We start from the raw sequence: 12,371 nt of genomic DNA, 5'->3' as shown, positions 1-12,371 counted from the left end.
GCGCGCCCCTGGAAGTTCTCCCGCGCGCCACCATCTTTGCACAACGAAATCGCAACTAATTGCCGCCAAAGCCCCGTAAGCATCGTAATTCCGCCCGGTTTGCCCCGGCCGATGGGGGGCTGCGATAATTGAAAAGCTAACCCGGGCCTCGCCCATAAGTATTTGCGGAGATCTCCATGTCGGACGTCAGCGTTGTCATCGTCGGTGCCAAGCGCACTGCCATCGGCTCCTTCCTCGGCCAGTTCACCGGCGTTCCCACCCCCACGCTGGGTGCCACCGCCATTCGTGCCGCGCTGGAGCAGTCCGGACTGGCTGCCACCGATGTGAGCGAAGTGATCATGGGCTGCGTGCTGCCGGCCAACCTCGGCCAGGCGCCCGCCCGCCAGGCATCGCTGGCCGCCGGCTTGCCGGTGGCCGCGGGCTGCACCACGGTCAACAAGGTCTGCGGTTCGGGCATGAAGGCCATCATGCTGGGCCATGACCTGATCAAGGCCGGCTCGGCCTCGGTGATCGTCGCCGGCGGCATGGAATCGATGACCAACGCCCCGCACATGGTCAATGCACGTTCGGGCATCCGCTATGGCGACGGCACGCTGGTCGACCACATGGCGTGGGACGGCCTGACCAACCCGTACGATGGCAAGGCCATGGGCGTGTTCGGCGAACTGTGCGCGGACAAGTACCACTTCACCCGCGAGGCGCAGGACACCTATTCGAAGGAATCGGTCGATCGCGCCAAGGCTGCGCAGGCGAACGGCGCGTTTGCCGGCGAAATCGTGCCGGTCACCGTATCCAGCCGCAAGGGTGATGTCACGGTCGACACCGACGAGCAGCCGGGTCGTTCCGATACCAGCAAGATCGCGTCGCTGAAGCCCGCCTTCCGCAAGGAAAACGGCACCATCACGGCGGCCAGCTCCTCCAGCATTTCCGATGGCGCCGCTGCACTAGTGCTGCTGTCGGCCGACGATGCCAAGACGCGCGGCCTCAAGCCGCTGGCCCGCATCGTGGCGCATGCCACCCACTCGCAGGAGCCGGAGTGGTTCACCACGGCACCGGTGGGCGCGTTGCACAAGGTGCTTGAGAAGGCCGGTTGGAAGGTGAGCGACGTCGACCTGTTCGAAGTCAATGAAGCCTTCGCCGTGGTTCCCATGGCGGCCATGCACGAACTCGGCATCACGCGCGACAAGATCAACGTCAATGGCGGCGCCTGCGCGCTGGGTCATCCGATCGGCGCCAGCGGTGCGCGCGTGGTGGTGACGCTGATCAATGCGCTGAAGACTCGTGGCCTCAAGCGCGGCGTGGCCTCGCTGTGCATCGGCGGTGGCGAAGCGACGGCCTTGGCGGTCGAGCTGATCGACTGACGCCTTCGGCGGCGGCCGGGGGCGTTCTGGACGCATGCCGCCCTGGCGGCATGGATCAGAACATTCCCTAGCTCAAGACCGCCGATGAAAGCGGGGTTAACCGATTTTTGGCTGTTTAAGACAAAGATGTGGCGCATTTCCCACGAAAGCGCTATTAATACGCCCGCCAAACGGCATTCCACGGCAAAGGAGATTCACCATGAAGTTCACGCGTACCCTTCTCGCCTCTGCGCTCGTCGCGCTGCTGGCGGCTTGCAGCAACGGCGCGCAGGATTCCGCGCAGGACGCTCAGAAGTCGGCTGACCAGGCTCAGCAGGCTGCTGACCAGGCTCAGAAGGCTGCTGCTGCTCCGGCAGACCAGGCTCCGGCCGCTGCTCCGGCTTCGACCGCTGCTGCTCCGGCCGAACAGCCGGCGCCGACCCCGGCTTCGACCGCTGCTGCTCCGGCTGCTGCTTCGACCGCTGGTCACTAAGTACACTCGTGTACTTCTGGAAACCGGCCGCCTCTGGCGGCCGGTTTTTTTGTGCCTGTGAAAAGCCGCGGCCACCTCTGGCGGCCGGTTTTTTTTGTGCCTGCGATTTGGCAGGCCTGGCCATGCTGCGACGCCGATTTAGCCCTTGGCCTTGGGCCGCTATCATCGACACTCCCCACCAACGGCAGCCTTAGCCCATGAGTGTCATCGCGTCGCAGATCGATCCCCGCGCTCCGGACTTCCAGGCCAGCAGCGCGCAACTGAAGGGACTGGTGGAGGATCTGCAGCGCGAACTGGTCCGCGGTGCCGAAGGCGGTGGCGAGAAGGCCCGCGAGAAGCACACCGCCCGCGGCAAGCTGCTGCCGCGCGAACGCATCCGCGCCCTGCTCGACCCCGGTTCGCCGTTCCTCGAGCTGTCGCCGCTGGCCGCGCACGGCATGTACGACGATGCGGCGCCCGCCGCCGGCATCATCACCGGCATCGGCCGGGTCAACGGCATCGAGGTGGTGGTGGTCGCCAACGATGCCACCGTCAAGGGCGGCACCTATTTCCCGATGACGGTGAAGAAGCATCTGCGCGCGCAGGAAGTGGCGCTGGAAAATCGCCTGCCCTGCGTCTACCTGGTCGATTCCGGCGGCGCCTTCCTGCCGCTGCAGGATGAAGTGTTTCCCGACAAGGAGCACTTCGGCCGCATCTTCTACAACCAGGCGCGCATGTCCGGCCTGGGCATTCCGCAGATCGCCGTGGTGATGGGCTCGTGCACCGCGGGCGGCGCCTACGTACCGGCGATGAGCGACGAGACCATCATCGTGCGCGACCAGGGCACCATCTTCCTGGGCGGCCCGCCGCTGGTGAAGGCAGCGACCGGCGAGGTGGTGGATGCCGAGGCGCTGGGCGGTGCGGACGTCCATACGTCCGTGTCGGGTGTGGCGGACCACTATGCCGAGAACGACACGCACGCGCTGTCCATCGCGCGCGACATCGTGGCCAGCCTCAACCGCAAGAAGGACATGCCGCTGGCGCTGCGCGCGCCGTCCGAACCGCTGTATGCAGCCGACGAACTCTACGGGGTGATTCCGCAGGACCATCGCCGCCCGTTCGACATCCGCGAAGTGATCGCACGCATCGTCGACGGCTCGGAGTTCCACGAATTCAAGGCGCGCTACGGCAAGACGCTGGTCTGCGGCTTCGCGCATATCCACGGCTACCCGGTGGGCATCATCGCCAACAACGGCATCCTGTTTTCCGAGTCCGCGCTCAAGGGCGCGCACTTCATCGAGCTGTGCAACCAGCGCAACGTGCCGCTGGTGTTCCTGCAGAACATCACCGGCTTCATGGTGGGCAAGAAGTACGAGAACGCCGGCATCGCCAAGGACGGCGCCAAGATGGTCACCGCCGTGGCCTGTTCGCACGTGCCCAAGTTCACCGTGGTGATCGGCGGCAGCTTCGGCGCCGGCAACTATGCGATGTGCGGCCGCGCGTACGGCGCACGCTTCCTGTGGATGTGGCCGAATGCCCGCATCAGCGTGATGGGCGGCGAGCAGGCCGCCTCGGTGCTGGCCACCGTTCGTCGCGACGGCATCGAGGCCGGCGGCAAGACGTGGAGCGCGGAAGAGGAAGAGGCGTTCAAGGCGCCCATCCGCGACCAGTACGAACGCCAGGGTCACCCCTACTACGCCAGCGCTCGCCTGTGGGACGACGGCATCATCGATCCGGCCGATACGCGCCGGGTGCTGGGGTTGGCGATCTCCGCCTCGCTCAACGCGCCGATCGAACCGCAGCGCTACGGCGTGTTCCGCATGTAAGCGTCACCGTTCGCCTGGCCATCGGGACAGGCGAAACGAGGGCAAGCCTGGAAGGATTCAGCGCGGAACGCGCAACGAGGACTCGCGCAAGGCGGTCTCGTGATCCACTTCGTCGTGTCCGGCGATATCCAGCGTATCGGCCACGTTATGGCCAACGGGATGGTGGACATGCGTGGGCGAGATGGTGACGTCGGAGAGGTCGCCGTCGGGCACGGCCGTCTCGGCATTGGGCGTGTGCTGCATGGGTGGCTCCTGGGCAATGGGCGGATTCTAGCCGCGAATCGTCTCAGCCGCGCTGGCGCAAGCACAGGGCGGGCGCGCCGGTTCCGCGTGTACACTCCGGCAAGATTTTCAGGGGGTTTGGCAGGGATGATCGTCGGCATCGACTTGGGCACCACGCATTCGCTGATTGGCACGTACGGAGAGCAAGGCCCGCACCTGTTTCCCAATGCGCTGGGCGACTACCTGACCCCGTCGGTGGTCAGCGTGGACGACCAGGGCCACGTGATCGTCGGCCGCGCCGCGCGCGATCGCATGGTCAGCCATCCGGACAGCAGCGTCGCCACTTTCAAGCGCTGGATGGGCACGCCGCGCGAAACGCGTCTGGGCACCCACACGTTCCGGCCCGAGGAACTCTCGGCGCTGATCCTGCGCTCGCTGATTGCCGACGCCGAAGCGGCCACCGGCGAGAAAGTGACCGAAGCCGTGATCAGCGTGCCGGCCTATTTCTCCGATGCGCAGCGCAAGGCCACCCGCGCGGCCGGCGAACTGGCCGGCATCCGCGTCGAACGCCTGATCAACGAACCCACCGCCGCCGCCCTCGCCTACGGCCTGCAGGAAAACCGCGATGGTTCGCGCTTCCTCGTGTTCGATCTCGGCGGTGGCACGTTCGACGTGTCGGTGCTGGAAATGTTCGACGGCGTGGTGGAAGTGCATGCGAGCGCCGGCGACAACTTCCTCGGCGGCGAGGATTTTCTCGACGTGCTGCAGACCGCCTTCTGCGCCGAACACCAGTTGTCCATGGATGCGCTGACGCCACAGGAGCGCGGGCAACTGCGCCGCCGCCTGGAACAGGCCAAGCGCGACCTCGGCGCCAATGCGAGCGTGGCGGTGGAGTGGCGCCACGGCGAACGGACGCTCAACTGGCAGATCGACGAGGAGCGCTTTGCGCGCCTGGCCGAACCGCTGGTGCATCGCATCCGCACCCCGCTGGAACGCGCCATGCGCGACGCACGCCTGCAGCCGGCCCAACTGGACGAAATCGTGCTGGTCGGCGGCGCGAGCCGCATGCCGCTGGTACCGCGACTGGTCTCGCGCATGTTCGGGCGTCTGCCGCTGCGGCACGTGAACCCGGACGAAGCGATCGCGCTGGGGGCATGCGTATCGGCGGGCCTGAAGTTGCGGGACAAGCGACTGGAAGAAGTGATTCTCACCGATGTATGCCCCTACACGCTCGGCACGAAAGTGTCGCACCCCGACGAACAGGGACGCGAGCAGGCCGGCTTCTTCGCGCCGATCATCCACCGCAACAGCACGGTGCCGGTAAGCCGCGAGGAAACGTTCCAGCCCTTTCGCGACAATCAGACCAAGCTCACGCTGGAGGTCTACCAGGGCGAACACCCCATGGCGGACCACAACATCAAGCTGGGTGAATTGCAGGTGCCGCTCACCCCGCAACGACGCGCGAACGAGAATGCCGTAAGCCTGCGCTTCACCTACGACGTCAACGGCGTCTTGCAGGTCGAGGCGACGATCCTTGCCACCCAGGAGCGCCACGAGCTGGTCCTGGAACAGAATCCGGGATTGCTCTCGCCGACGGAAATCCGTTCGCGTTTGCAGGCGCTGGCAAGCATCAAGATCCATCCGCGCGAGAAGCAGGAAAACATCGCCATGCTCGCGCGCGCCGAACGGCTCTATGAGGAATACATCGCCGCGCGCGCGCAGCTGCAGCAGTGGATCGCCCGGTTCCGCCATGTGCTCGACACACAGGATGAACACCTGATCCGCGAGCATCGCCGCCAATTGAGCGAGGCGCTCGACACGCTGGAAGCGCAGGCGTGACCACGCCGCTGGCATGGTTCGGCCTGCCTGAAGAGGCGGACGAACGTGCGCTGAAACGCGCCTATGCCAAGCGGCTCAAGGACACCCGCCCCGATATCGATCCCGAAGGCTTCCAGCAATTGCGGGAGCGATACGAGGCGGCACTGGCATGCTGCCGGCAGGAGGTTCAACGCACCGCCACTGCCACTGACGGCGTGCAGACGTCGCCTCCCACATTGGCCGACGAAGACCTATCGCTTCCGCCTGCCGCGGCCACCGGCCCCGCATGGCATGTCGTGCAGTTCGACGATGCACGAGCAGAGGCCTTGCAGAAGCCTGCACCATTCGACGCCGAGGGCTTTGCAAGCGCGTGTATCGATCTCGCCATGAAGGCTGATGCGGCCAACCTGTCCCGCTGGCTGCGCGAACAGCCTGAGCTGTGGTCGCTGAGCGTGCAGCAGGAGGCCGGACAGGCGGTGATTCGCATGCTGTTCCGCGATCAACCGCCGGTCAACGCCGACGGTTTCGACGCGATGCTGCAATTCTTCGGTCTCGACCACGCCTTGTCCGGGCTGGATCCCTTCAAGCTTCAACAGCTGCGCAAGAATCTCGACGAGTGCCATGCGCTGATAACACGTTTCGAGCCTGCGGTGGCTGCATGGAACACCGACCCCGCGGCGCTGAATGCCGAAACGGTTTTTCGGTGGTTCTGCGCGTTCGCGCGCAACCATGCTTTTGAACCCGTCGCCGCGGCCCTCCACGCGCAACCGTCGCTGCGGACCTGGAGGGCAAGGGAACCACTCGCGCGGGAGCTGCTGGAACTGGTGGTGCGCGAGCGCCCACCGTTGCCTGCGGGCTCTGCCTTGGCGCTGTTTCACTATTTCCGGCTGCCGGAACTGGCTGCAAGCCAGGGTGTTTCCCTACAAGACCTGCCCGGCCAGTTGGAAATTCGCTGGCTGATGCTCGCCGAGAATGCGCCCAGGCTCGCCGTGCGCGTACGCGACGCCAAGAAGCCCTTCGGCGAAGAGAAGAAAGCCGGGCGCTACCTTCGCTGGGTACGGCGCCCCTTTCACGGCTGGTGGATCGTGCTGGCCTCACTGGTGCCGGGCCTGCCCACCGCGCTCGGCCTGTTCCTGTGGCGCCTGTCCGAAGGCAACCCGGCCCGACTTCCGCTGACGATCGATCCGAAGCTCGTGCGCTTTTGCATTGCGGCAGCGAGTCGCCACCTGGTATCCGGTCCGCGCGTGCTGATCGGGGCCATCCGCTGCGCGATCCTGTTGCTGCTCGGTGGCGTACTGGACGCACTGTGGTTCGTCGTTCTTCAAGAGCCCTACGGTGAGCCGGGTTCCGCCAGCCTGCTCATCGCTGCAGTGGCGATCACCGCCACTTGGGCCGCTTACCTGGCCTTCCTGGCCCTGTTGTTCTGGCAACGCCAACCCGAGGAGCCGATGCGACCGCGGCCGTGGCTCCGCCTGCTGTTCGTGCCGGCGTTTTGCGGCTTCGGGCTTTTCATAGGGTGGGCCGGTGGCAACCATGTCGTGACGACATGTCTGCTCTTGTCGGCGGCGTCGCTGGCCTATGGCCGGTTTCGCGCGCGCAATCCGTTGCCTCCCAAGCAGGAACGGTCGCGCTGGTCGTCGGTGCCCGATGCCGTGTTCTTGATCGCCCTCTGGATATCGCTGCACTGGGGGCCCTTGATGGCATTGCCGGCATTGGCCGCCTGGGGCGCAGACCTGTGGTGCCAACGCGGGCGACTGCGCTTGCACCCGCTCGCTCGAGCGCCCCTCGGCTCTTTTGAGCCCAACTAAGCGCTCATTCAACCAAACGGTTGACATTCACCCGAAGCAGTAGGATATTCAACCTTATGGTTGATCATCTGACACCTTCGCTGGACACTGTCTTCCAGGCCCTCACCGACGCCACCCGCCGCGCCATGCTGCGCAGCCTGGCCGACGGCGACCGCAATATCGGCGAGCTGGCCGCACCGTTCGAGATGTCGCTGGCCGCGGCCTCCAAGCATGTGAAAGTGCTCGAACGCGCGGGCCTGGTCCGCCGCCTGGTCAAGGGCCGCACCCATATCTGCCGCCTGGAACCGGCACCGCTCGCCGCCGCCGACGAATGGCTGCGCTTCTACGAGCAGTTCTGGAACCTCAAACTCGATGCGCTGGAGGCCTTGCTCAAGGCCGAGGACGGCGCCCCACCCAAAGGTAAGCCGCGATGAGCACGCTACGTACCCTGCGCATTTCCCGCCATTTCGACGCCAGCCCCGAGCGCGTCTTCGACGCCTGGCTCGATCCCGCCACCGCCGGCCGCTGGCTGTATTCCGCGCCCAACGGGGAGATGGTGAAAGTCGACATCGACGCCCGCGTCGGCGGTCGCTTCTGCTTCACCGACCGGCGCGATGGCGAGGACGTCGAGCACGTCGGCGAGTACCTGGAAATCGACCGGCCGCGGCGGCTCGTCTTCACCTTTGCCGTGCCCAAGTATTCCGAGGCCTATACCAAAGTCAGCATCGACATCGTGCCCGTGGGTTACGGGTGCGAGCTGAGCCTGCTGCACGAAGACGTATTGCCGGAATGGGCCGACGCCACGCAGGAAGGCTGGGGCGACATCCTGGGGAAGCTCGACACACGTCTGCAGCGCGATCCCTCGCGCCAATTGCTCGCCGCGGACACCGCACGTTTCGAGCGCCTGCTGCCTGGCCCGATCGAGCGCGTGTGGTCGTATCTCACCGACTCGGACAAGCGCGCGCAGTGGCTGGGCAGCGGCGCGATGGAGCAACGCGTGGGCAGCGAATTCCAGCTGCGCTTCGATCACGCCCAGCTGTCGCAGACGCCGGTCGCGCCCCCGCCGCGATTCGCCTCGATCACGGCCGGCAAGACCACCCATCACCGCGTCCTCGCCTGCCAGCCGCCGACCCTGCTTGCGATCAGCTGGGGCGACGAGCCGGATTCTTCGGAAGTGAGTTTCGAGCTGGCCCGCTCCGGCGAACAGGTGCGGCTCACGGTGACCCACTGCAAACTCAAGCCCACCGACGTCGCCGGCGTCAGCGGCGGCTGGCACACCCATCTGAACATCCTGGCGGATCGTCTGGACGGCCATTTGCCGCAGCCGTTCTGGCCGGTCTTCAGCCATCTCCTGTCGCGCTACGAACAGCTCTCCCAAGGCTGAAAAGACCAGCGCCTGCATAGGTTGCCGGCACGCATTCCTGCGCTGCGCCAGCCGGCAACCTGCGATTGAACGGCGCCCTGGTTGGGAGTAATTTCGTGCTGCTGCCCACCCCGGCAGACCACGCGAGGTGTCGCCATGACTGTGCGAAATCACCTGATGCAGGCTCCGTTCTCCGCGATATTGCTGGCCGGGTTGTGGCTTTGCCCCACCCTGCACGCCACGGACACGACGCTGCCCACCATTCCCATCGACACGCAGGCGCCGCCGCCGAAGGTGGTGAGCTACCACGCCACGCCCGACGTTCCCACCAGCCGCACCGATCCGTTCAACCGGCCGGAAGACGATGGCCGTCCGGGCGAATACTTTTTCTACCTGGGCGCGCTGGCCAACCAGAAGCACGACTACGAGCATGCCATCGCGATGTACAAAGTGGCCGCATCGTGGGCGTACAAACCGGCGGAATACAACCTGGGCGTGATGTATCTCAACGGCCACGGTTCACCGGTGGATCTGCCGCGTGCCATGGCCTGGTTCGCGCTGGCTGCCGAGCGCAACGAAACGCAGTACGTCTACGCCAAACAACTGCTCTACGCACACATGACCCCGGAACAGTTCGAGCAGGCGAACGTGATCTGGCGCGAATTGCTGCCGACCTACGGCGACGCCACCGCACTGGTGCGTGCGAAAGCACGCTGGCGTGAAGTGCTGATCTCGGCGACTGGTTCCCGCGTGGGTTCGGCGGCAACGCACCTCGTCGTGGGCGGCACCACCGGCAAGAACAGTCACGAATCGCCGATCAGCTACGACGTCGGCATGGGTGGCATGGAAGCCTTTACCGCAGGCGAAATCACCGGCGTGCATCAGACGGATGGCGTGATCGCCTACGAACAATTGCGCGCCAGCGATGATCCGTACGATCCGAAGTTCGCCTCGTATCTGCTCTCGGGCTCGGTGACGGTCGGCATTCTCACGCCGGTCAAACCGGACGATCCGGCGACGCACAAGATCAATCCGCCGATGGAGCTGCCGGGGAACCGGCAGTAAGCCGCTACTTGCTGCGCGGACGGAATTCGAGCGGCTGCACGTCGCGCGCAGCAACCGGCGGTTTGGGGCCGCAGGCACCGCAGGTATCGCAACCGTCGCTGCAATTGCCGGTGGCCTGCTTGGGCTGCAGGCGATGCGCCAGCGCACGCTGCCACGCGGCGCTTTGCTTGCGGTCGAGCCGCAGGGCCAGCGAGGCCAGCCAACGGCTGGTCAGTTTCGGCGCCAGCTTGCGCAGGGTGATCCAGGCGCTGACCAGCACGATCACGCCGATGATCACGTACTGCAGCAGCAGGCCGGTACTCATGTCAGCCAGCTCGTGATCTGGTACGTGAGAAACGAAGCGATGTACGCCACCACGAACATGTAGCCGAACGAGATGCCCACGTTGCGCCACGAGTTGGTCTCGCGGCGGATCACCGCCAGGGTGGACATGCACTGCGGCGCAAAGGCGAACCACACCAGCAGCGACAGCGCGCTGGCCAGCGAGAAGTTGGCCGCCAGTGCCTGCGCCAGGCCAGCGCCCTCGGCACCCTCACCACCCACTGCATAGACGGTGGCGAGCGCCGCCACGGCGGTTTCGCGCGCGGCGAAGGCGGGAATCAGCGACACGCTGATCTGCCAGTTGAAGCCCAGCGGCGCAAAGATGAATTGCAGGCCGCGCCCCATGTAGCCGGCGAAGCTGTAATCGATGGCCGGACCGGTGGCGCCTGCGGGCGGCGACGGGAAGGTGGAGAGAAACCACATCAGCACCGTCAGGCCGAGGATGATGCCGGTCAGGCGCTTGAGGAAGATCGTGCCGCGTTCCCACAGGCCCAGCGCCACGTCGCGCGGCTTGGGCAGGCGATACGACGGCAACTCCATCAGCAGCGCGTGCTCGCTGCGATCGCGGCGCATCTTCTTCATCACCCAGCCGACCAGCATCGCACCCAGCACGCCGGCCGCGTACAGCGCGAACAGCACCAGGCCCTGCATGTTGAAGATGCCGAAGACGCGACGCGTGGGAATGAAGGCGCCGATCAACAACGCATACACCGGCAGCCGCGCCGAGCACGTCATCAACGGCGCCACCAGGATGGTCGACAGCCGGTCGCGCGGATCGGTGATGCTGCGCGTGCCCATGATGCCGGGGATGGCGCAGGCGAAACTGGAAAGCAGCGGGATGAACGAGCGCCCGGTGAGCCCCACCGAGACCATCAGGCGATCGAGTAGGAAGGCGGCGCGCGGCAGGTAGCCCGACTCTTCCAGGACCAGGATGAAGAAGAACAGCACCAGGATTTCCGGCAGGAAGCCGATCACCGTGCCCAGGCCGCCGAACACGCCGTCGACCAGCAGGCTCTGCAGCGGTCCGGCCGGCATCCACGCGGTGGCGTGCTCGCCGAGCCAGCCGAAGCCGTCGCCGATCAGGTCGGTCATCGGCTTGCCTGCCGCGTACACCGCCTGGAACACCAGGAACATCACCACCGCGAGAATCGCCAGCCCGAACACCGGATGCAGGGCCCAGCGATCGAGTGCGTCGTCGATCTCCGCCGTCGCACGCGGCATCGTCACGGCAGCGGCCATCAGCTCGCGTACCTGGGCGTGCAGATCGGCGCGGCTTTCGGCATCGTCCGACTGCGCGGGCGAAGCCTGGGGAATCTCGCCGTCCACCTGTGCAATCAGCGCGGTGACGCCGTCGCGTTTCACCGCGATGGTTTCCACCACGGGAAGGCCGAGGCGGCGCGAGAGTTCCGGCACATCGATCACGATGCCGCGACGGCGTGCGGCATCCATCATGTTCAGCGCCAGCACCACGGGACGACCCAGCCGCTTCACTTCCAGCACGAAGCGCAGATGCAGGCGCAGGTTGGTGGCGTCGGCCACGCACACGATCAGATCGGGAACGGCTTCGCCCGGATAGTTGCCTTCCAGCACGTCGCGGGTGATCTGCTCGTCGGGACTGGTGGCGTCGAAACTGTACGTGCCGGGCAGATCGAGCAACTGCAGCACGCGGCCGGAAGGGGCGGTGAAGCGGCCTTCCTTGCGCTCCACCGTGACGCCCGCATAGTTCGCCACTTTCTGGCGACCGCCGGTGAGCTGGTTGAACAATGCGGTCTTGCCGCAGTTGGGATTGCCGACCAGGGCAATGCGCAGCGTGCCTGCACTCATCCAGCGTTCTCCGACTGGACCCGCACGCGCTCGGCCTCCTTGCGGCGCAACGCGAAACGCGTGGAACCGATCTGGATCAGCAAGGGATCCGCTCCCAGCGGGCCCTGCGCCACCACGCGAACCGGCTCGCCTGCCACGAACCCCAGGTCGCGCAAACGCTGCGCGATCGGGTCGGAAGCGTGAGCATCATCCACTCGGTCCACCACGGCAGTAGCCCCTTTCGGAAGGTCGGACAGGCGCACTGGTCACCAACTTAAATAAGAATGGTTCGCATTGTACATGAGGCATCCGGGGACTGCAGCGCGGTTCAACGCCGCCGTTGCCTGCCGGTTA

At 65.8% G+C, this 12,371-nt stretch carries 11 protein-coding genes and 1 pseudogene; 8 read left to right on the top strand and 4 right to left on the bottom strand.

From position 1 onward, the window contains the following. Nucleotides 1-176 precede the first annotated feature (176 nt). The 3 genes and pseudogenes from ISP20_RS06730 to ISP20_RS06720 all read left to right on the top strand — a co-directional run bounded on the left by ISP20_RS06730 (nucleotide 177) and on the right by ISP20_RS06720 (nucleotide 3,638). Nucleotides 177-1,361, top strand: coding sequence for an acetyl-CoA C-acyltransferase (locus tag ISP20_RS06730; protein ID WP_204635291.1), 1,185 nt, complete (start codon nucleotides 177-179; stop codon nucleotides 1,359-1,361). A gap of 199 nt (nucleotides 1,362-1,560) precedes the next feature. After that, nucleotides 1,561-1,824: pseudogene (locus ISP20_RS06725) on the top strand (hypothetical protein); the annotation flags it as partial. A 206-nt stretch (nucleotides 1,825-2,030) separates the two neighbouring features. Then, nucleotides 2,031-3,638 carry a carboxyl transferase domain-containing protein gene (locus ISP20_RS06720; RefSeq protein ID WP_204635290.1) on the top strand — a complete coding sequence of 536 codons (1,608 nt, stop codon included), beginning with the start codon at nucleotides 2,031-2,033 and terminating at the stop codon, nucleotides 3,636-3,638. Between the two features lie 57 nt (nucleotides 3,639-3,695). On the opposite strand, the gene ISP20_RS06715 is transcribed toward ISP20_RS06720, so the two are convergent. Then, a complete protein-coding gene (locus ISP20_RS06715; protein WP_204635289.1) occupies nucleotides 3,696-3,881 on the bottom strand; it encodes a hypothetical protein in 186 nt (61 codons plus the stop codon). Nucleotides 3,882-4,007: 126 nt separating this feature from the next. Here ISP20_RS06715 and ISP20_RS06710 point away from each other — a divergent pair, with 126 nt between their 5' ends. The 5 genes from ISP20_RS06710 (at nucleotide 4,008) to ISP20_RS06690 (ending at nucleotide 9,893) form a co-directional block, all read left to right on the top strand. Continuing rightward, complete coding sequence (locus tag ISP20_RS06710) at nucleotides 4,008-5,699, top strand: molecular chaperone HscC (RefSeq protein ID WP_204635288.1); 1,692 nt, start codon at nucleotides 4,008-4,010, stop codon at nucleotides 5,697-5,699. Further along, nucleotides 5,696-7,486, top strand: coding sequence for a hypothetical protein (locus ISP20_RS06705; RefSeq protein ID WP_204635287.1), 1,791 nt, complete (start codon nucleotides 5,696-5,698; stop codon nucleotides 7,484-7,486). Before ISP20_RS06710 ends, ISP20_RS06705 begins: the two co-directional genes overlap by 4 nt. A gap of 56 nt (nucleotides 7,487-7,542) precedes the next feature. Next, nucleotides 7,543-7,899 (top strand): ArsR/SmtB family transcription factor, encoded by a 357-nt coding sequence (locus ISP20_RS06700; RefSeq protein ID WP_204635286.1) that lies wholly within the window; start codon nucleotides 7,543-7,545, stop codon nucleotides 7,897-7,899. Continuing rightward, nucleotides 7,896-8,849, top strand: a complete 954-nt coding sequence (locus ISP20_RS06695) for an SRPBCC domain-containing protein (protein WP_204635285.1) — start codon at nucleotides 7,896-7,898, stop codon at nucleotides 8,847-8,849. Before ISP20_RS06700 ends, ISP20_RS06695 begins: the two co-directional genes overlap by 4 nt. A 135-nt stretch (nucleotides 8,850-8,984) precedes the next feature. Continuing rightward, nucleotides 8,985-9,893, top strand: a complete 909-nt coding sequence (locus ISP20_RS06690; RefSeq protein WP_239535401.1) for a tetratricopeptide repeat protein — start codon at nucleotides 8,985-8,987, stop codon at nucleotides 9,891-9,893. A gap of 4 nt (nucleotides 9,894-9,897) precedes the next feature. On the opposite strand, the gene ISP20_RS06685 is transcribed toward ISP20_RS06690, so the two are convergent. The 3 genes from ISP20_RS06685 to ISP20_RS06675 are packed head-to-tail and all read right to left on the bottom strand — an operon-like array spanning nucleotide 9,898 to nucleotide 12,280. After that, complete coding sequence (locus ISP20_RS06685) at nucleotides 9,898-10,197, bottom strand: DUF6587 family protein (RefSeq protein ID WP_204635284.1); 300 nt, start codon at nucleotides 10,195-10,197, stop codon at nucleotides 9,898-9,900. Next, on the bottom strand, nucleotides 10,194-12,038 hold the full coding sequence (gene feoB / locus ISP20_RS06680; RefSeq protein ID WP_204635283.1) for a ferrous iron transporter B: 1,845 nt from the start codon (nucleotides 12,036-12,038) through the stop codon (nucleotides 10,194-10,196). Before feoB ends, ISP20_RS06685 begins: the two co-directional genes overlap by 4 nt. Further along, nucleotides 12,035-12,280 (bottom strand): FeoA domain-containing protein, encoded by a 246-nt coding sequence (locus tag ISP20_RS06675; protein WP_204635282.1) that lies wholly within the window; start codon nucleotides 12,278-12,280, stop codon nucleotides 12,035-12,037. The genes feoB and ISP20_RS06675 overlap by 4 nt, the downstream gene beginning before the upstream one ends. Between the last annotated feature and the right edge of the window lie 91 nt (nucleotides 12,281-12,371).

Origin of the sequence: Dyella kyungheensis (genome assembly GCF_016905005.1) — a bacterium.
GTDB classification, from domain to species: domain Bacteria; phylum Pseudomonadota; class Gammaproteobacteria; order Xanthomonadales; family Rhodanobacteraceae; genus Dyella; species Dyella kyungheensis.
Note: the sequence above shows the minus strand (reverse complement) of the source record. Positions and strands in the feature narration are given on the sequence as shown.